The organism is bacterium (genome assembly GCA_035419245.1).
Lineage (GTDB): Bacteria > Zhuqueibacterota > Zhuqueibacteria > Residuimicrobiales > Residuimicrobiaceae > JAKPUX01.
In genome coordinates this window covers 1-17273 of the sequence record DAOLSP010000028.1, presented here as the reverse complement: position 1 = coordinate 17273, position 17273 = coordinate 1, and the positions used below count along the sequence as shown (strand labels likewise).

At 63.6% G+C, this 17273-nt stretch carries 22 protein-coding genes; 19 read left to right on the top strand and 3 right to left on the bottom strand.

Annotated elements, in window-relative coordinates; all coding sequences use genetic code 11:
* From PLH32_17385 to PLH32_17295, 19 genes are all read left to right on the top strand, one after another.
* Positions 1-438 (top strand): hypothetical protein, encoded by a 438-nt coding sequence (locus PLH32_17385; protein ID HQJ66382.1) that lies wholly within the window; start codon positions 1-3, stop codon positions 436-438.
* Complete coding sequence (locus tag PLH32_17380; GenBank protein HQJ66381.1) at positions 439-1980, top strand: hypothetical protein; 1542 nt, start codon at positions 439-441, stop codon at positions 1978-1980.
* Positions 1977-2267 (top strand): hypothetical protein, encoded by a 291-nt coding sequence (locus PLH32_17375; protein ID HQJ66380.1) that lies wholly within the window; start codon positions 1977-1979, stop codon positions 2265-2267. The genes PLH32_17380 and PLH32_17375 overlap by 4 nt, the downstream gene beginning before the upstream one ends.
* A 62-nt stretch (positions 2268-2329) precedes the next feature.
* A complete protein-coding gene (locus PLH32_17370; GenBank protein HQJ66379.1) occupies positions 2330-2599 on the top strand; it encodes a hypothetical protein in 270 nt (89 codons plus the stop codon).
* Positions 2596-3042, top strand: coding sequence for a hypothetical protein (locus tag PLH32_17365; protein ID HQJ66378.1), 447 nt, complete (start codon positions 2596-2598; stop codon positions 3040-3042). The genes PLH32_17370 and PLH32_17365 overlap by 4 nt, the downstream gene beginning before the upstream one ends.
* A 9-nt stretch (positions 3043-3051) precedes the next feature.
* Positions 3052-3708, top strand: coding sequence for a phage tail tube protein (locus tag PLH32_17360; GenBank protein HQJ66377.1), 657 nt, complete (start codon positions 3052-3054; stop codon positions 3706-3708).
* Between the two features lie 2 nt (positions 3709-3710).
* Positions 3711-4055 (top strand): hypothetical protein, encoded by a 345-nt coding sequence (locus PLH32_17355; GenBank protein HQJ66376.1) that lies wholly within the window; start codon positions 3711-3713, stop codon positions 4053-4055.
* A 193-nt stretch (positions 4056-4248) separates the two neighbouring features.
* Complete coding sequence (locus PLH32_17350) at positions 4249-6129, top strand: hypothetical protein (GenBank protein HQJ66375.1); 1881 nt, start codon at positions 4249-4251, stop codon at positions 6127-6129.
* The gene (locus tag PLH32_17345) at positions 6122-6247 is read left to right on the top strand and encodes a hypothetical protein (protein HQJ66374.1); all 126 of its coding nucleotides are present in this window, start codon (positions 6122-6124) and stop codon (positions 6245-6247) included. The genes PLH32_17350 and PLH32_17345 overlap by 8 nt, the downstream gene beginning before the upstream one ends.
* The gene (locus PLH32_17340) at positions 6240-6446 is read left to right on the top strand and encodes a hypothetical protein (protein HQJ66373.1); all 207 of its coding nucleotides are present in this window, start codon (positions 6240-6242) and stop codon (positions 6444-6446) included. Before PLH32_17345 ends, PLH32_17340 begins: the two co-directional genes overlap by 8 nt.
* Positions 6439-7308, top strand: a complete 870-nt coding sequence (locus PLH32_17335; protein ID HQJ66372.1) for a DUF2460 domain-containing protein — start codon at positions 6439-6441, stop codon at positions 7306-7308. Before PLH32_17340 ends, PLH32_17335 begins: the two co-directional genes overlap by 8 nt.
* The gene (locus PLH32_17330) at positions 7305-8141 is read left to right on the top strand and encodes a DUF2163 domain-containing protein (GenBank protein ID HQJ66371.1); all 837 of its coding nucleotides are present in this window, start codon (positions 7305-7307) and stop codon (positions 8139-8141) included. Before PLH32_17335 ends, PLH32_17330 begins: the two co-directional genes overlap by 4 nt.
* The gene (locus PLH32_17325; GenBank protein ID HQJ66370.1) at positions 8138-8560 is read left to right on the top strand and encodes an NlpC/P60 family protein; all 423 of its coding nucleotides are present in this window, start codon (positions 8138-8140) and stop codon (positions 8558-8560) included. Before PLH32_17330 ends, PLH32_17325 begins: the two co-directional genes overlap by 4 nt.
* Positions 8550-11756, top strand: a complete 3207-nt coding sequence (locus PLH32_17320; GenBank protein ID HQJ66369.1) for a phage tail protein — start codon at positions 8550-8552, stop codon at positions 11754-11756. Before PLH32_17325 ends, PLH32_17320 begins: the two co-directional genes overlap by 11 nt.
* 2 nt (positions 11757-11758) lie before the next feature.
* Positions 11759-12409 (top strand): hypothetical protein, encoded by a 651-nt coding sequence (locus tag PLH32_17315; GenBank protein ID HQJ66368.1) that lies wholly within the window; start codon positions 11759-11761, stop codon positions 12407-12409.
* Positions 12410-12453: 44 nt separating this feature from the next.
* Positions 12454-12753: a hypothetical protein gene (locus tag PLH32_17310; protein ID HQJ66367.1), complete on the top strand. Its 300-nt coding sequence runs from the start codon at positions 12454-12456 to the stop codon at positions 12751-12753.
* Positions 12754-12859: 106 nt separating this feature from the next.
* Complete coding sequence (locus tag PLH32_17305; GenBank protein HQJ66366.1) at positions 12860-13312, top strand: D-Ala-D-Ala carboxypeptidase family metallohydrolase; 453 nt, start codon at positions 12860-12862, stop codon at positions 13310-13312.
* Positions 13309-13791 carry a hypothetical protein gene (locus PLH32_17300; protein HQJ66365.1) on the top strand — a complete coding sequence of 161 codons (483 nt, stop codon included), beginning with the start codon at positions 13309-13311 and terminating at the stop codon, positions 13789-13791. The genes PLH32_17305 and PLH32_17300 overlap by 4 nt, the downstream gene beginning before the upstream one ends.
* Positions 13791-14051 carry a hypothetical protein gene (locus PLH32_17295; protein HQJ66364.1) on the top strand — a complete coding sequence of 87 codons (261 nt, stop codon included), beginning with the start codon at positions 13791-13793 and terminating at the stop codon, positions 14049-14051. Before PLH32_17300 ends, PLH32_17295 begins: the two co-directional genes overlap by 1 nt.
* Positions 14052-14130: 79 nt before the next feature.
* Here the strand turns inward: PLH32_17295 and PLH32_17290 are convergent, their stop codons facing one another.
* The 3 genes from PLH32_17290 to PLH32_17280 form a co-directional block, all read right to left on the bottom strand.
* Positions 14131-15762 (bottom strand): recombinase family protein, encoded by a 1632-nt coding sequence (locus PLH32_17290; protein HQJ66363.1) that lies wholly within the window; start codon positions 15760-15762, stop codon positions 14131-14133.
* Positions 15763-15845: 83 nt separating this feature from the next.
* Positions 15846-16052 (bottom strand): hypothetical protein, encoded by a 207-nt coding sequence (locus PLH32_17285; protein ID HQJ66362.1) that lies wholly within the window; start codon positions 16050-16052, stop codon positions 15846-15848.
* A 59-nt stretch (positions 16053-16111) separates the two neighbouring features.
* A complete protein-coding gene (locus tag PLH32_17280; protein ID HQJ66361.1) occupies positions 16112-17137 on the bottom strand; it encodes an integron integrase in 1026 nt (341 codons plus the stop codon).
* Positions 17138-17273 lie beyond the last annotated feature (136 nt).

Here is a 17273-nt window from a genome sequence, read left to right as displayed (position 1 = left end):
ATGCCAACCCCCATCACCCGAAACAATATCGGCTCACCGGTTACGGTTACGACGGCCAACGCCATCGCCAATAACGCCTATGCCAATTCGGCCGACAAGCTGCGCATCAACAACACAGGCGGCGCGATGGTTGCCGATTTTCGCCTGACTGGCCTGAGTTTTGGCTCCGCTCCGGTCGCCGGTATCGTCCAGATTGTTGCAGTCGACCGCGACTTTTCCGGCAACCCCGGGCCGACTCCTGCATCCTCCATGGTCGGCCGCGTCTATTCCGGGTCGCCTTCTCCTTCGGCCGGCAATGCGTCGACCGGCTGGATAGTGTCGTGGGAGAGAATTCCGATTTCGGCCGATGCCGACTACTGGTTGTTCAACAACGGCACCGGCCAGCAAATCAGCGCCGGCTGTACCCTGACGGCACAGCCTTGGTCGCCCGGCGCTTAAATGTCGTTCGATCTCGCCGATTGGCTATATCCGGACGCCACACGGGAGCGTCAGCCGCAGGGCAAACTTGAGCTTGACGAGGCGTCGCCGCTCGCTCGCGGCCTGTATTGTTATTACGACCCGCTTATCAATAGGTTGGTCAATGACGCCGGCGTCACCTCGTCAGTCAATAACGGCCAGCGCGTCATCGGTACGCGCGGTCAGGCGCACGCGCGGATTGATGGCTATGCGTCGAATATTTCGCAGGTTTTGGTCCCGGGATTCCCAGCGTCGACGAGTGACTTTACGTTGGTCACGCTCTGCTCGGTAAACCAGAGCAACGCCAGCGCATACCAGGTCGTGAGTACGGCGCAGTCGGTAAATGCCATCGGCGCAGCAATCGAAACCGGCGATGGCACCACCAAAGGCCGCATCCGGGGCCGCGCCTATATCGGTGGCACGCGCTATGTCGGTGGATCGTTCGTCATTCTCGACGACGACATGCACCTGCTGGCCTTCCGCCAGCGCTATAACGTTGAGCAGGCACTCTTTGTCGACGGGGTGAAAGACTCGGTAACCGGGGCATGGACCGGCCCTGGTATCGGCTTCAGCTACTGCGGCGCCTATGCCATAGCGCCATATCAAAAGATCGGCCTCAACCTCTGGTACAACCGGGCGCTCACGGACGGCGAACTTCGGGCGCTGGCTGACAACCCGTGGCAATTGTTCCGCCCTCGGTCGCTGGGGATATTCGTCCCGGTGGCGGCCGGCGGGGGATCAACGCTCAACGCATCAGCGTCGGGTAGCGATGTGGCCAGCGGATCGGCCTCGCTCTCGGCACAAGTCGCCCTGGCCTCGGTCGGCGTCTCAACCGCTGGCGGCTCGGCAGCACTGGCCGCCTCGGTGCCTATCAGTGCCGTTGGCCTGTCTGTTGCATCCGGATCGGCCATACCATCGGCAACGGTAACTATCTCGGCATCCGGTTTGGCTCAAGCCGCCGGCCAGGCTGGTTTGTCGGCTTCGGTGCTGGCTCAAGCCGCCGGGGCGGCGCTGGCGTCAGGAAATGCCACACTGGCCGCGCAACTCAACGCGCTGGCTACCGGCGCCGCACAAGCCGGCGGAACGGCCAACCTGAGCGGCGGCGCAGCGGGTTCGCTGTCGGCGTCCGGAGCGGCCATCGCTGCCGGTACTGCCGTGCTGTCGGTTACGGTCGGCTTGCAGGCTGCCGGCTCGGCACTGGCCAGCGGTACGGCTACCGGCTCGGCCAATGCTCCGGGGCAGGTATCGGCGGCAGGCGGGGCAGCGGCTGGTGGCTCGGCGGTGGCTTCGGTCACTGCCAGCATCACCGCGGCTGGCTTTGTCCAGGCCATGGGCGCCGGCCAATTGACGATCAGCATCAACCTGGCTGCCTTCGGCGCCGCCCTGTCGTCTGGCTCGGCCAACCTCAGCCAGCCCGGCTCAGGCCTTGAGCCCGACCCCAAATTCATCATCCGCGCCGCTGCCAGAAATTACCTGATCAAGGCCGGGCCGAGAAACTACACCATCAACAGGCGGTCATCATGAGCCAGCGCGTCAAAGACCCATCCGAGGTCATCACCGTCACCTTCGATTTTTCAGCCTTGGCCACCTCGGTCGCCAACCCGGCAATCAGCTGCACGGTCGTTGCCGGCCAGGTCGATGCCACCGCCCAGGCCATGATCTCCGGCACGCCGCAGATCGCCGGCACCACCGTCCTGCAGCGCATCATCGGCGGCCAGCATGGCAACACCTACAAGTTGCGCTGCCAGATCGATGATGCCGACGGCGAGCGCTGGGTCGTCGCCGATACCCTGCTCGTGCAAACCTGTTGACGGCCGCCCGGCGAACATTTTTTGCCTAGTTTTTCCACCCCCGAAAATCCATCCTTCGGGTCATGGATTTCGCCGCCGACCTGCCCAGCTTCTTCTCCGACTTCGCCGTTGATGTAACCGTCAACGGCGTCCCGGCGCGCGGCATTTTCGACGACGCTTTCGGCGCCGCCTTCGGCGGCATGATCGACGGCAGCGGGCCGATGCTCCGCCTGCCGTCCTCGGTCTCCGCCGTCCGCGGCCAGCCGGTGGTCATCGATGGCCGCAGCTACGTCATCACCGGCGTCGAGCCGGACGGCACCGGCCTCACCACCCTGCGGCTGGATATCGCATGAGCCACGTCCGCAGCCAGATCCGCGCCGCCTTCGTGGCCCGCCTGACCGGGCTGGCCACTACCGGCGCCGCCGTCTTCGGCCAGCGTACCCGGCCCAATACCGATGTGCTTCCCTACCTCAAGGTGTGGATCGGCGACGACAGCGGCGAGCTGCTCAATGCCACCGACGACCGGGACGAGGAGCGCACCGCCGACCTGGTCATCGAAAGCTACGCCAAGGACAGCGGCGACATGGAAGACCGTCTCGACCAGATCGCCCTCGAAGTGCAGCAACAGATCGCCACAACCGTCGATCTCACCTTCGGCGGCCTGGTCAAGATGCTCGGCGCCCCGCGCATCGAACCGGACGTTGACGACAGCCTGGAAAAACCCTGCGGCGTCAATCGCATCACCTACCCCATCACCTATTTCATTGCCGGTACCAACCCGGCCGTCGCCCTCTAGGAGCCCAGCATGACCATTCACACCAATTCCGGCCTCAAGCTCTTCATGGAGTCGGCCATCGCCGCACCGATCACCATCACCGCCATCACCAAGGCCGCTCCCGGCGTCTTCTCCGCCGTCGGCCACCCCCTGGTCAACGGCGACTTCGTGCTGCTTGAAATCCAGGGCATGGTCGAGCTACACGGCTACTTGATGAAAGTGGTCAACGTCAGCGCCGGCGTCTTCGGCGTGGCCGACGTCGACGGCACCACCGGCATCGATACCACCCTGTTCTCGACCTTCGCCAGCGGCACCGCCAAAAAGGTCACGCTCGGCACCTCGATTACCGGTGTCCAGGACTTCAGCTTTACCGGCGGCGATATCAAGACAAACGACAGCACCACGGTGCACGATCTCAACGATACCCAGATCGTCGTCGGCGCCTCAGCCCAGTCGGCCGACATGGTCATGCAGTGGGACCCGTCATCGCCCGCCCAGAAAGCCATGATCACCGCCTTCAAGACACGCGCCAACAAAGGCTTCCGTGTCGTCTGGCCGGATGGCGTCAGCACCCTCTGGTATGGCACCGTCGGCTACACCGGCGCCCCTGGCGGTGGCAAGCAGGCCATTACCACCAGCCCGGCCAAGATCACCATGCTGGGTGGCCTGACCATTCTGGCGGCCTGATCGTGCGCCAGATAAACGCCGAATCGATCTCCCGTTCCCGCCGCTCGGTCATCGAGCTGGGCCGTCACAAGATCACCATCGAACGGCCGACGCCGTGGGATGTGGTGATGTCCCAGGGGGCCGGCGTCAAGGCCGATGTCGTCTGGGCGGCCGGCTTTGTCGTCGGCTGGGACCTGCAGGAAATCGACCTGGTTCCCGGTGGCCTGCCCGAGCCTGTGGTCTTCGACGGCGCGGCCTTTGGCGCCTGGATCAAGGATTACCCGGATTTATGGCAGCCCCTGGTCAAGGGCGTGATCGATGCCTACCAGGCCTATGAACAGGTACTCGCCGACCGGGGAAACGTCTAAAGGCCTGGCTGTCGGTCTGCCGGCGGCCAGCACCACCGCCGCCGCCGCCGCCAGTCGAATTTCAAGCTTCCATCCAGGCCTGGAAGCTGATGGGAGGAATGGACTTCGCCGCGTTGGACTGGGTCATCGAGATCATCGGCGCCCGGGATATCGAGTTACTGATTCATGACCTGACGATCATCCGAGACAACACATGAGCCAAAATAAAGTCGGCATCACCCTGACCGCCAGCGACGAGACGAAAAAAGCCTTCGACTCGGTCAATAAGAGCCTGAGCGACCTGTCGGCCAAGTCGGCTCAGTCTGGTCAGGCGACAGCTGCGGCGCTCGGTGGCATGTCGGGAAGCACCAAGTATGCCATCCAGAACGCCAGCTACCAGATCAGCGATTTCGTCGTTCAGGTCCAGGGCGGCACGGCCGCCTCTCGGGCGCTGGGTCAGCAGTTGCCCCAGTTGCTCGCCGGGTTCGGTGCGCTGGGAGCCGTCGCTGGCATCGTCGCCAGCTTTGCCCCGCAGATCGTCGAGTTTTTCAAATCGGGCGATGAAGTCAAGCCGTTTTCGGCTGCCCTGAGCGATCTCGATGGCGCCCTCGGCGGCATCGCCGAAACCTCACGGCAGTTCGACATGACGCCGGTTTTCAAGCAGTTCAACGCCTCGAACCAGGCAGCCCGCGAAGGCCAGGTTTCGCTCCTCGAATATCGCAAGGCCCTGGCCGATGTGACCGCCCAGGCGGCCGAAGTATCGATTGGCAGCCAGCTCAAGGAGATGGCCAGCTTCGGCACCCTCGACAAGATCATCGGCGGCGACAAGGCGGTCGATGTCGCCAAGAAGCTCGGCATCGAGCTCGGCGTCGCCCGCGATCTGCTGGCCGATGCCCGATCCGGCGTCAGCGAATCGACCATCCTCGCCGAACGCTATGCCATCGCCCTGGCCCGGGGTAGCAAGAGCGGCCGCGAACTGGCCGCCACCCTGGTCGCAGCCGCCAAGGGTTCGTCCGATGCCGCAGCCGCCCAGACGGCTATTTCGGATGCCCTGGCAAAAATGACCAAGGCCGGCGCCACCGGGATGATCCCGATCGATGACAAAAAATCCAAGGCCATCAAGGGGCCTGCCGACAAGGCCAGCGACGAAGCCCTGGCCTACGGCAAGGCCATGGAGCAGCTGGCCGGCATCAGCCGCGATGCCGATGCCGCCCAGCTTGACCTGACTCGAACCCAGAAAACCCTCTACGACCTGATGGTCGCTCCGGAATGGGCCAACATGCCGGAAGCCTGGCGGCAGACGGCAGCGGCTCAGTTCGACCAGGCCTATGCCGCCGAGCAGGCTGCCCGGGCCATGGCCGAAGGGAAAAAACTGGTCGAATCGATGCGCACACCGCACGAGGTGCTGGCCGACGAGATCGACCGCCTCAACAAGCTGCTCGATGGCGGCGCCATCAACTGGGAAACCTACAGCCGCGCTATTTTCTCGGCCCAGGACGCCTTCGACAAAACGCAGGCAAAGGCCAAGGAAACCGCCGGAGAGATGGACCATTTCTTTCAGTCGGCTGCCAAGAACATCCAGAGCTCGATGGCCGACTTCCTCTTCGATCCGTTCAAGGATGGCCTGGATGGCATGGCCAGCCGCTTCGGCACCATGATCCAGCGCATGATCGCCGACGCTGCCGCCGCCCAGCTTTCAAAAAGCCTGTTCGGCACCATGGGTCAGGCAACATCTGGAGGTGGAGCAGGTGACTGGGGATGGGTCGGCAAGGCCGCTACCTGGGCCGCCTCGTTTTTTGCCGACGGCGGCGTGATGACCAGCCAGGGCGCCGTTCCCCTGCGCAAATACGCCGGTGGCGGCATCGCCAGCTCGCCGCAGCTCGCCATGTTCGGCGAAGGCGCGCAGCCCGAGGCCTACGTTCCGCTTCCCGATGGCCGTCGCATCCCGGTCTCCATGCAGGGCGGCCAGGGCATGGTCATCAACCAGACAATCAACGCCGGCCAGGGCACCGATTCGGCGCAGGTCCGCCGATCCGCCGCCGCCGGCGCCCGCGCCGCCCTCGGTGCCATGAACGGAGCGCAGCGCTATGCCTGACAAATTCCTGTTTGAAAACGGAAAAAACGTGCCGGTATTTGGGATGTTCAAACCAGACGAAAAAGAGATGTACATGCCTCTGACGGGTTTGCGGGTAAAGGTGGTGATAAATGCCTGATATCAAGATATTCAAGATAATTTCAGACGGCACGCCAGCCGGCACGAAAATAATTGATCAGCATGGAAACATGCTTAAAAACGTGAATTCGGTATCCATTGAGATGCAGCCCGGTATCACGATTGCCAAAATAACCATCACGGCGATAAACCCGTCAATCGATGTTCTGGCCGGTGGCGAGGTGATCGACCATGCCTGACTTCCTCGAAGAGCGCATCAGCGGCCTGATCCGCATGGGGGCCAGCTACGCCGACGACTACCAGGTCGACATCATCCAGACAGTCGGCGGCCAGGAATATCGCGCCCTGGTCCATCCTTTCCCGGTGCGCAAGTTCGACATCTCCTACCTGCTCGACAACGAGAAAACCTACATCGAGCTGCAGGGCATTTATCACCGGGCCCATGGCAGGTTCGCCGGCTTCCGTGCCCGCTGTGCCGACGAGTTCAGCAGCAACGGCCGTGTCGGCACGCCAACCGCCTTCGACCAGACCATGGGCCTGGTTTCGGCCGGCGTCTATCAGTTGCGGAAATATTACGGCACCGACAAGGCCGCCGGCGCCACCGGCTATGCCTACCGCGAAATCAAGAAGCCGGTCGCCGGTACGGTGCTGGTTTCCATCGGCGCCACCGCCATCCGCTCGGCCGACTGGTCGGTCGTCACCGCCACCGGCCGGGTAACCTTCGCCGCCAACCAGACCTACCCGATCACCGGCATCACCAATGCCGCCTCGGCCGTCATCACGCTCGGGGCGCATGTGCTGGTCGTCGGCCAGTCGGTACAGGTTTCTGCCGTGGTCGGCATGACCCAGATCAACGGCCTGCGCGCCCTGATCACCGCTGTCACGGCCACCACCATCACCGTCGCCATCAATTCGACCATCTTCTCGGCCTACACCTCGGGCGGCGTGGTCAATACCCGGCCGCAGAGCGGGGAGACGGTCAAGGCCGGCTTCGAATTCGACTTCCCGGTACGGTTCAACACATCGCTGCCCATCGGCCAGGATTTCCCCGGCTATCGCTCGGTCGATGGCATCGAACTGATGGAGCTGATCAACCCATGAGGCCCCAGATCGCCCCGCACGAAACCCGTGCCATCTGCCTGCGCATCGAATGCCTGAATGGCACAGTGGTCCGCGTTACCCGCTTCCCAAAAGACCTGACCATGAGCAATGGCCAAGTCTATCTCACCGGATCGGGCTACGACTTCACCGGCTACGTCGCCACCGCCTCGCTGTCGCCATCGGCGATTGACATGGATGGCTTCCTCGGTTTCGCCGGGGTAACGGCCAGCATGATTTCTTCCGGTGTTTTCGATGGCGCCCGCTGCTACCTGTTCGCCTGCGATTTTCTCGCTCCGGTCGAAGACTATGAACCCATCGTTGCCAGTTTCCTCGGCAAGACCAACCTCGAGGACGATCACTACAAGATCGAGGAAATGGCACTGGTCGATGCCCTCAACCAGTCATTCGGCAAATCCTACACGGCCCAATGCCCCAAGACGTTCGGCGGCCAGGAGTTTGCCGGCTGCAAGGTAGCGCTCGGCCCCCTGACCGTGACCGGCACCCTGACCGCCGTGAGCAGCGCCCAGCAATTCACCGACTCGACACTGATCTCGCCCGCCGATTATTTTGCCCTGGGCAGCATCCAGTTCACCAGCGGACAGAACGCCGGCCTCAAGCCCCTGGAGATCCGCGTTTTTTCGCTCGGTGGACAGATCGAAACCTTCGAGCCGTTCTACTACACGCCGGCCGTCGGAGACACCTACACCATGATCCCCGGTTGCCGAAAACGGCGCGATGAAGACTGCCGCGACAAATGGAATAACGTCATCAACTTTGGCGGATTCAAGGAAATGCCGGTGAGCAGCACCTACTCGCAGATGGGGTCACGATGACACCGGACCAGATCATCGCCGCCGCCCGCACCTGCCTGAAAACGCCTTTCGTCCATCAGGGCCGGCTGCCCGGCGTGGCCCTCGATTGTGCCGGCCTGGTTGTCGCCGTCGCCCGCGCCCTGGAGATCGATCACCTCGATTTCCCCGGCTATGGCCGGCGTCCGGCCAACGGCCAGCTCAAGGCGGCGCTCGACGCCCAGCCGGAACTTCGTGAGGTTTCGGCCTCGGCCATCCTGCCGGGCGACATCCTGCTCATGGCCTTTGAGCGCGAACCGCAGCACCTGGCCATTTATGCCGGCGCCACCCTGATCCATAGCTGGGCCGCGCCGGGCGAGGTCTGCGAACACGACTTTTCCGAAATCTGGCAGCGCCGCACCATCGCCGCCTACCGCTTTGTCGGGGTTGTCCATGAGCAGTAATACCAGCACCGGGCAATGGCTTGGCTATGTCGTTGGCGCAGTGGTCGGTTATTTCACTGGCGGGGCGTCCTATGTTGCGATGGGCGCCGCTCTTGGCGGGGCTGTCGGCGGGGCCATAGACCCGCCCAAAGGCCCGAAGCTGACCGGCCCGCGCCTCTCCGACCTGTCCCAGCAGGGCGCCAGTTATGGTGTGCCGATTCCCCGCGTCTACGGCAGTGTCGCCCTCTCAGGGAATATTTTCTGGATCGAAAACAACGCCCTCAAGGAAACCAGTCACACCGAAGGCGGCGGCAAGGGTGGCGGCGGCCCGGAAACGACGACATACAAATACTCGGCCACTTTCGCCCTCGGCCTGTGCGAAGGGCCGATCATTGGCGTGCGGCGCATCTGGGTTGGCGGCAACCTGATCTATGATGCCGGCTCGGGTGACATCGGCACGCTGCTGGCCAGCAACGCCTCGGGCAGCGGCTTCCGCGTCTATCTCGGCAGCGAGACGCAGATGCCAGACCCGCGCATGCAGGCCACGGTCGGCGTGGCCAATACGCCGGCCTATCGCGGCCTGGCCTACATCGTCTTCGAGGATTTCGACCTGACCGATTACGGCAACACCCTGCTCGGCGCCCAGATCAAGGTCGAAGTCCTGGCCTCCGGCACCAGCGGCTCGGTCAGCCTGATCAATCAAAAGACGCTGACCGGCACGCCGCGCCCATATGGTTCGACATCGCTCTATTGCAGCACTGACGGAATCCTGTCGATTTATCGCAATACGGCCGGACTCGGCTCTTCGGGGCCATGTGTCGTCATGCGCTATGCCCCGGCCGATCAGGTCGAGATGTTCCGCCGAACCGTTACCCCGGCCAACAACTTGATCCATGTCAATGGCTGGGCCGACACGCCGATCTCCGTTTTCATGGATAACGACGGCACGATCCGCCTCATGAACGAGTATGGCGTGCCGTATTTCACCACGGCGACAACGGCCGCCACCGGTTCAGAAAGTGCCCAGGTCAGCAATTATCACGGCCGTCAGGATAAGAAATACCTGTGCACCGAGTTTTCTGCCGGAGCAACGACGGTCATTCGCAATCTTGTCGATGGCACCACGCCATTGATCACCGATGCCACCAGCCTGCATGGCCGCGTAACAGATATGTTCATCGGCCAGAACAATTTTTACACCATCACCAGCTTTCCCAAACTGGTCTGCTACGACCACTCATGGGCTGAGTTGTGGTCGGTCAGCCTGGCCGGCCAGGGAATTACAATTACAGATGCCGTTGGCGGGGCCGACCCGATTATCCGGGAGCGCTCTCCTGGTATCGTCGTGCTGGCTTGGGATAACAAATTCTGGTCGGTATCGCAGTCCGGATTTACCTATCTCGGCCAGGCCACCGGGTTCGCCCCGGGCTACGAACGACACGGCGGCGATCACCTGATCTGGCCGCTGTGGATACATTACAGCGCCAACGAAAACAAGGTTTCGACCATCCGGCTCGACTCACTGTCGAATGCCGTCGTTCCCTTGTCAAACATCGTCCGCGACGAATGTCTGCGGGCCGGCGTGCTCTCCCTGTCCGACCTCAACACGACCAGCCTGACCGATTCGGTGCGCGGCTACCGGGTATCGGAAACCGGTGCGCTGCGGGCAGCCATTGACCCGCTGCAGGGCGCCTGGCCGTTCGATGTCATCCAGTCCGGCTACAAGGTCAAATTCGTGCGTCGCGGTGTCGCATCATCGCTGGCGACGGTTCCAGCCGCCGACCTGGACGCCCGGCGCGGCGGGGATAAACCCGGAATTCGCCTGTCGGTATCCCGCGAAATGGACATGCAGTTGCCGAGCAAGGTATCGGTGACCCATCTCGATTATAGCCGCGAATACGATATCGGCGAGCAGTACGCCGAGCGCTTGAACCTGCCGTCGTCGAACGCCAAAAAGATCGAGATGCCGATTGTCCTGACCGCGGGCGAGGCGGCCCGGCTGTCGGAAATTCTGCTCTACATGTACTGGCTTGAGCGCCAGGATGTCCAGTTCTCCATGCCGCCATCCTACCGCTGGCTTGAGCCGTCCGATGTGATTACCGTCGATGACGGAGTCAAATCCCGCGATCTGCGCCTGACCCAGATTTCCTACAGCGCCGAAGGGCCGCTGGCAGTGACGGCCAAGCCATCGGCAACCGGCCCTTATACCAGCTTTGCCATCGGCGAAACCGGAACCCTGCCATCCGGCACCATTTCCAGCCGTGGCCCGACAGCCATGGCCCTGCTCGATATTCCGCTGCTCAGTGACAGCTTCGACGTTCCAGGCTATCCGGTAGCCTTGTCCGGTTACCTGCCGGGCTGGGCAGGGGGCACACTTTACCGCTCAGACGACGGCGGCCAGACCTGGCTGCCCAGCAACGGTTTCGCCCGCTCATCGGTGATGGGTGTAGCCCTGAGCAGCCTGTCCAGCCCGGCCGACCACCGTCTGATCGATTTCGCCGGGGCGCTCAACGTCCGGCTGTTCAGCGGTACTCTGTCATCGATCAGCGAAGCCCAGATGCTCAACGGCTACAACCACTTCGCCTATGGCGCCGACGGTCGCTGGGAGATCATCGCAGCCCGTACCGCAGCCCTCCAGGGTGACGGCAGCTACATCCTGACCGACCTGTTGCGCGGTCGTTTCGGCACCGAATGGGCCAGCGGCCTGCACGCTACCTACGACACCATCGTGCACATGGACCCGGCCACCTTGCAGTTTGCATCGGCCAGCCTCAATCAGATCGGCCAGCCGAAAACCTACCGGGCGATCAGCAACGGCGCCACCCTCGATTCCGAGCAAAACACCGCGTTCACCTACACTGGCGTCAATCTCGAATGCCTGTCGCCGGTCTGGCTCAACGGCAACCGCCACCCGACGACCAGCGACTGGTCGCTGTCCTGGGTCCGCCGCACACGTACCGGAGGCGAATGGCGCGATGCCGTCGACGCCACGCTCGGTGAGGCCAGCGAAACCTACGAGGTCGAGATTTATTCGAGCGCTGCCTACACCACGCTCAAGCGCACCCTGACCGGTCTGTCGTCACCAACCGCAGCCTATACCAGCGCCCAGCAGGTCACCGATTTCGGCAGCAACCAGGCAACGCTCTACGTCAAGGTCTATCAACTCTCCGTCAATGTCGGCCTGGGCTACCCACTGACCACCAGCATCACGAGGTAACTATGAGCAATTCAACCATCACCTTCGACGCCATCATCCAGTCCCAGGCTAGCAAGGAAGTGACAGCCAACGCCCTCTTCGACGCCCTCAGCCCGGCCAGCCTCTACGGACGCCGGCAATCGACATCATCCGGCCTGACCTGGGGCTATTACGGCGGCAACGTCCTGGTCAATGGCGTGCTGACCCAGATTGCCAATGGCACTCTGACCCTGACCGCCAACCTGACCAATTACATCGAGGCCGAGCCGACTACCGGCGCCGTGTCGTCCAACACCACCGCCTTCACCGCTGGCTGCACGCCGCTCTATACCGTGGTGGCCGGTGCGGCTACGGTGAGCAGCTATACCGACCACCGCCTGGCCGTGCCCGATGTGACTGGCCGGCTGGTCAAGGCCATTTCCGACGCCAATACAACGCTGAGTTTTGCCGAGGTCCGCAACCAGATCATCGAGATCACCGGCACCCTGACCGCCGCCCGCAACATCACGCTGCCCCTCAAGCCGCGCCAATGGACCGTATTCAACGGCACGACCGGCGGCTTCGGCCTGCAATTCATCGGGGCGACCGGCACCGGCATCACCGTCGCCGCCGGCAAGCGGGCCATCGTCTATTCGGACGGCACCAACATCGTGCGGGCTACCGCCGACATCTAGGTTTTACATCGCATCGGCCCCGCAGAGGGCAGAAAGGAATAAAAATGCCGGAAAAGGTCATTGGATATCTTGAGCAGATCGGCAACGCGCTGCTCTTTTCCCTGGTCGGCATCAGCATCGGCCTCGGCCAGCTGCTCGCCTCCGGCGAAGCCCTGACCGCCCGCATCATCATCGGCCGAGCCCTTTCCACCGGCGGCATTGCCATGGCGGCCGGCGCCGTGCTGGTCTGGGTGCCGGATGTACCCATGCTCGGCCAGATCGGTGTCGCCGCAGCCCTGGCCAGCCTGGGCACATCCGGCCTGGAGCGGCTGTTCCAGCGCCTGATCGCCGGGAGGGCAGGCTGATGAGCGCCGGCCTGCTGTTGATCGTCGTCGGCGTCATCATCGCCCTGATCGGCGCCCGCAGCGTGGCCCATGAGCGCCATGGCCGCGACCGTTCGGATGATTGCCAATGACCATAGACCGCCAGCTCTCCCGCCACTTCACGCTGCACGAGGCGATTTTCAGCCCGACTGCCACCCGGCTGCGCCTCGGCAACGTGCCCGACGCCAAGCAGTTCGCCGCCATCCGCCGGGCGGCTGACCGCCTGGAGCGCGTCCGAGAAATCCTCGGATGGCCGATTATCGTGCATTCGTGGTTCCGCTCCCTCGAACTCAACAAGGCCGTCGGCGGCACGCCGAGCAGCGCCCACCTGCTAGGCCACGCCATCGACTTCCAATGCCCGGCCTATGGCACCGTCGGCCAGGTCTTCGAGGCCATCCGTGAGTCGGGTATCGCCTTCGACCAGTTGATCGTCGAATGGCCCGATTCGCCCGGCGGCGGCTGGGTGCACATCTCCTTCGACGAGCGCCTGCGCGGCCAGTGCCTGAGCTTCGATGGACTGCGCTACCGGAGCGCAGCATGAACCCGCTCGCCCTCATCCCCGTCGAATACCGCTTTACCGCCCAGATCGTCGGCATCGTCGCCCTCGGCCTGGCCCTGATGCTCGGCTACTACCGCCTCACCGCCTATCACGAGGCCATCGGCTACCAGCACGCCGTCGATGTCTTCGCTGCCCAGTCGCACCGCGCCGAAGTGGCAGCCCGGGCGCAGGAAAAAACCATGAATGACCAGATCAGAAAGGCCGAAGATGATGCCGCCGAACGTGAAAAACGCCACAAGGTCGAGCTGGCTGTGGCTCAGTCTCGCTATGTCCGGATGCGCGACGACTATGCCGCCCTCCGTGCCAACCTGTCCGGCCTTTCCGCCGCCGCCTGCGCTGCGACAGCCGATGCCGCCCTCGACGTATTCGAGCAGTGCAGCGCAGAGCTTGGAGCGCTGGCACAAGCAGCTGATGGCCACGCCAGCGATGCCCAGACCCTGACCGACGCCTGGCCGAAATAATGGACAACTGCCTGACCTACGCCCTGCGCACCTGGCGCTTCGGTCGGGCAAGCGACCACCTGGTCATCCGAAAAAGCCACTGGGGCTGGTTCCCGCATTTCGCCGTGATCTTCGAACTGGCCGATGGCAGCCTGGTCAAAAAGGAATATGTCCCCATCAAGCCCCGGCCGCGCTGGCTGCCGCCGCTGTTTTTCCATGGGCTTGAGAAAACGACCGTTTACCGCAGAGAGGAGATCATCGATGCCCGACAAGGTAACTGACCTGGCCGCCTGGAAGGCTGCCCACCCGCCGGCCGTTCGTACCGCCGACGCGATGATGCGCTGCTGGTGGAAATGGGCTTCAATGGTTTTCTGGTGGCCATTCCTGCGCTGAGGCCCCCTCAATGAGCCGGCCGCTCTTGCGATCGATGACCAGTTCCCGGCTTCCACCGCCCTTGGCCACCAGCAGCACATCGACGACCTGGCCGGCCGGGTCAAGACCCATGCCGCGCGAATAAATCACGATCCGCTCGAAAGTCTCGGCGAACAGCCGCCGCGTCTTGAGACGCGCCCCGTAATCCATTGCCTCGACGCCGCGCTGCAGTTCCGCCCAGGCCTCGGCGGCGGCCGGCGTCTGGTTGCGACCGGCCGCCATCAGCCGCTGCTCGATGGCCTTGACCTCCGACGCCACCGCTTCGCGCTCGGCCTCCAGTTCGCGGGCCTTGCGCACAAAGGCCAGCGGCGTGTCGCCGGCGTCGGCCGCCAGCATGATCTCTGTCATCCGGGCCATGCGTCCATCCACCTCGGCCAGCTTGCGGCGCTCGCCGGCCAACATCTTGCGCAACGTCGCCGCCTGGCTGCCCTGGCCGTGGAGCAGGGCGCTCAGGTTGATCTGGTCGGCGCACCAGGTCATGATCGCCCGCTCTACAGGCCCGGCGGCGCAGGTCGCCGGCATCGGGCACGAGCGCCGCGCCGCCCGGCAGGAGCAGAGCAAGCGCCGGCTGCCTTCGGCCAGCGTGCCGTCCTGGCGCGTGCGGGTCGTCACGTTGTTGGCCACCATGGCGCTGCCGCAGTAGCCGCAATAGGTGATGCCGATGCCGGTCAGGATGCCGGGTATCTTGCCGACCGCCGTGCCAGTCCTCGCCCGCTGGTCCATCAGCAGCTGCAGCTCGGCGAATTCGGCGGCGCCGAGCAGGGCCGGGTAATAGCCCGCCAGCCGGTAGGTCTCGCCATCCATACCGAGCACCTTGACGCCCATCAACGCCGGGTTGCGGATCGTCCGGTAAATCTGGTTAGCGTTCGGTGGGCCATCGCCCAGCTGCAGGCCTTCGGCGATCAGCGCGTCACCGATCCGCCGGTTTCCCCATCCCTCCCGAAACAGCGCGATGGCCCGCAGGATTCCCGCCTGGCGCTCCGGCACAATCGACCAGGCACCGTCGGCAAAGCGCAGCCAGCGCGGATGCCGCCCCAGCCGGCTGGCCAGATCCTGCCGGCCGCCAGCCCACGCCTCGCAATGCCGACGAATCGCCGCCTTGACCCGCTTGCTCTTGGTCTCCGACTCCTCATGGGCTCGGATCATGACCAGCAGCGAATGCACCAGATCCATCGGCGTCGCCTTCAGCGCCTCGCGGTTGTAGCGCTTGCCGTCGCTCGCCGTCACTACCGTGATATCGGCATTGATGATCTGCGCCAGCTGCGCCTGGGCCAGGATCGGCTCGGCCCGCGACAGCCGGTCAAGCCCCTCGACGATCAGCACCGACCCGGCCGGAATACGGCCCTCCTGTGCCGCCACCAGAAACACCCCAAGCGCCCCGGCCTTGACGTGCCGCTGATGGTAGGCACTCAACCCCTCATCGCGCATCGTCAGCGACTCGTCGAGCACCATCCCATTTTCGGTAGCCCATCGCCGGGCATATTCAAGCTGCCGATCGATACTGCTCCCGGTGCCCTGGCGGGCGCTGGAAAAGCGGAGGTAGCTGTAGACATGTGACATGGGCAGCGATTCTATTCCGAGTCACGGGCGATGTGTACACGACGATGCGTTTAGCCAGCCGATTGCATCGCTGTGTACACGTTTTACGGCGCCGCGTCTTTTCCGCGTTTTTCGCGGAAATGCGCTCGCTGCCGGCGAATTCGGCTGCTGCTGAGATAGATGATGATGCCGCAGGGCAGGGCGCCGTAGAACAGAAACGAGATGATGCCGGCGACAACGCTGGGCTCATTGGCGGCGACTAGAATGGTGACGTAGAGCCAGCCGATGACGATGATGATGGCGATGGACATCGGCGAATTGTAATGAGAAAAGCCCGCACTGGGCGGGCTTGATGTGGTGCGATTACCGCTTAAATCCTGTCCAGCGGACTGACCACGCCGCGCCCGCCGCGGTTGAGGACGTGGGTGTAGATCATCGTCGTCGAGACATCGCTGTGGCCGAGCAGCTCCTGCACGGTGCGGATGTCGGCGCCGGTTTCGAGCAGGTGGGTGGCGAAGCTGTGGCGCAGGGTATGCGGGTGGGTCGGCTTGATGATGCCGGCGCGGCGGGCGGCATCGCGCACATGGCGCTGGATGGTCTTTTCGTGCAGGTGGTGGCGACGGATGACGCCAGAGTGCGGATCGGCTGAGTAGTCGGCGGCGGCGAAGACGTATTGCCAGCCGAACTCTTTGCCGGCGTTCGGATATTTTCGTTCCAGGGCGTGCGGCAGTTCGACGTCGGCCATGCCCTTGGCGAGGTCGACGTCGTGCATCTTGCGGCGCTCGGCCAGCCGTGCCTGCAGCGGCGTGATCAACGATTCCGGCAGGGGTACGACGCGATCCTTGTCGCCCTTTCCGCCGCGGACGACGATGGCCCGGCCGGCGAAATCGATGTCCTTGACCCGCAGGCGCAGGCCTTCCATCAGCCGCATGCCGGTGCCGTAGAGTAGCCTGATGACGAGGCCTGGCAGGCCGTCGACTTCGGCCAGCAGGGCGCGTGTCTCGGCTTGTGTCAGTACCGTGGGCAGGCGCTTCGACGGTTTGGCGCGGGTGATGCCGTCGAGCCATGGCAGGTCGATGCCGAGCACCTGCTTGTATAAAAACAGGATGGCGTGCATGGCCTGATTCTGCGTGCCAGCGGCAACGTCGCGCGCCGTGGCCAGGTGCGACAGGTAGGCTTCGACCTCCGCGGCGCCCATGTCCTGTGGATGGCACCGGCCATGGAAACGGATGTAGCCGAGAATCCAGTGGATGTAGGTTTTCTCGGTCGTCCGCGCGTAGTGCAGTACCCGGATGCGCTCGCGGACACGGTCAAGCAGCTTCGGCGGCTGATTGGCCGGCCTGGTGTCGCGTTCCGCGGCGGTGAATGTCGCGTTTTGTTCGATGACGGTCGTCATGGCGCGGTTCTCCGGGGTTGGTGGTTGAGTTTAACGACACTGAGGCGCGTTAACGCGACAGTGTCATGTCGTTGAATTTGAGTTAGCCGTCACCAGAACATGCCAGCGACGGATCCAGCATCAAGCCGCTAGGCGT

Coding starts and splice junctions, on each gene's coding strand:
- PLH32_17385 (HQJ66382.1), top strand. CDS start 1: ATGCCAACCCCCATCACCCGAAACAATATCGGCTCACCGGTTACGGTT.
- PLH32_17380 (HQJ66381.1), top strand. CDS start 439: ATGTCGTTCGATCTCGCCGATTGGCTATATCCGGACGCCACACGGGAG.
- PLH32_17375 (HQJ66380.1), top strand. CDS start 1,977: ATGAGCCAGCGCGTCAAAGACCCATCCGAGGTCATCACCGTCACCTTC.
- PLH32_17370 (HQJ66379.1), top strand. CDS start 2,330: ATGGATTTCGCCGCCGACCTGCCCAGCTTCTTCTCCGACTTCGCCGTT.
- PLH32_17365 (HQJ66378.1), top strand. CDS start 2,596: ATGAGCCACGTCCGCAGCCAGATCCGCGCCGCCTTCGTGGCCCGCCTG.
- PLH32_17360 (HQJ66377.1), top strand. CDS start 3,052: ATGACCATTCACACCAATTCCGGCCTCAAGCTCTTCATGGAGTCGGCC.
- PLH32_17350 (HQJ66375.1), top strand. CDS start 4,249: ATGAGCCAAAATAAAGTCGGCATCACCCTGACCGCCAGCGACGAGACG.
- PLH32_17345 (HQJ66374.1), top strand. CDS start 6,122: ATGCCTGACAAATTCCTGTTTGAAAACGGAAAAAACGTGCCGGTATTT.
- PLH32_17340 (HQJ66373.1), top strand. CDS start 6,240: ATGCCTGATATCAAGATATTCAAGATAATTTCAGACGGCACGCCAGCC.
- PLH32_17335 (HQJ66372.1), top strand. CDS start 6,439: ATGCCTGACTTCCTCGAAGAGCGCATCAGCGGCCTGATCCGCATGGGG.
- PLH32_17330 (HQJ66371.1), top strand. CDS start 7,305: ATGAGGCCCCAGATCGCCCCGCACGAAACCCGTGCCATCTGCCTGCGC.
- PLH32_17325 (HQJ66370.1), top strand. CDS start 8,138: ATGACACCGGACCAGATCATCGCCGCCGCCCGCACCTGCCTGAAAACG.
- PLH32_17320 (HQJ66369.1), top strand. CDS start 8,550: ATGAGCAGTAATACCAGCACCGGGCAATGGCTTGGCTATGTCGTTGGC.
- PLH32_17315 (HQJ66368.1), top strand. CDS start 11,759: ATGAGCAATTCAACCATCACCTTCGACGCCATCATCCAGTCCCAGGCT.
- PLH32_17310 (HQJ66367.1), top strand. CDS start 12,454: ATGCCGGAAAAGGTCATTGGATATCTTGAGCAGATCGGCAACGCGCTG.
- PLH32_17305 (HQJ66366.1), top strand. CDS start 12,860: ATGACCATAGACCGCCAGCTCTCCCGCCACTTCACGCTGCACGAGGCG.
- PLH32_17300 (HQJ66365.1), top strand. CDS start 13,309: ATGAACCCGCTCGCCCTCATCCCCGTCGAATACCGCTTTACCGCCCAG.
- PLH32_17295 (HQJ66364.1), top strand. CDS start 13,791: ATGGACAACTGCCTGACCTACGCCCTGCGCACCTGGCGCTTCGGTCGG.
- PLH32_17290 (HQJ66363.1), bottom strand. CDS start 15,762: ATGTCACATGTCTACAGCTACCTCCGCTTTTCCAGCGCCCGCCAGGGC.
- PLH32_17285 (HQJ66362.1), bottom strand. CDS start 16,052: ATGTCCATCGCCATCATCATCGTCATCGGCTGGCTCTACGTCACCATT.
- PLH32_17280 (HQJ66361.1), bottom strand. CDS start 17,137: ATGACGACCGTCATCGAACAAAACGCGACATTCACCGCCGCGGAACGC.